Below are 539 nucleotides of genomic sequence, written 5' to 3'. Positions count from 1 at the left end.
TCCGGCAGGACTCGAACCTGCAACCTACCGGTTAACAGCCGGGCGCTCTACCATTGAGCTACGGAGGATCATCCGCCTGTTGGCACCGTTTAGTATACACCAAATCGCGGCGGATATCAAGATGAAATTTTTGGGGTTCCCGCCTGGCAGCGTCCTACTCTCCCGGGGGCTCTCGCCCCAAGTACCATCGGCGCTGGAGGGCTTAACTTCCGTGTTCGGAATGGGAACGGGTGGATCCCCTCCGCTATCGCCACCAGACGGGTTGTGGTTGAGGATGTGTGTCGCACCCTCAAAATTGGCTACGGGATCCAGTGCACGGGAGTGCAAGGAGAAGTCCTCGACCGATTCGGATCCGTCAGCTGAACGCATTGCTGCGCTTACACCTCGGACCGATCTACCTCGTCATCTTCGAGGGGTCTTACCTCACAGGCAAGCCTGTGAGTGGGAAATCTCATCTTGAGGGGGGCTTCGCGCTTAGATGCTTTCAGCGCTTATCCCTTCCGCACTTGGCTACCCAGCGGTGCACCTGGCGGCACAAC

2 rRNA genes are annotated in these 539 nt (G+C 58.3%); both read right to left on the bottom strand.

The window, feature by feature from the left end:
• Positions 1-141: 141 nt before the first annotated feature.
• A 5S ribosomal RNA gene (gene rrf, locus RZO55_RS07840) occupies positions 142-258 on the bottom strand.
• A gap of 67 nt (positions 259-325) precedes the next feature.
• Positions 326-539: ribosomal RNA gene (locus RZO55_RS07835) — 23S ribosomal RNA — on the bottom strand; the annotation flags it as partial.

Origin of the sequence: Clostridium boliviensis, from assembly GCF_033342255.1 — a bacterium.
GTDB lineage: Bacteria > Bacillota > Clostridia > Lachnospirales > Lachnospiraceae > Lacrimispora > Lacrimispora boliviensis.
Note: the sequence above shows the minus strand (reverse complement) of the source record. Positions and strands in the feature narration are given on the sequence as shown.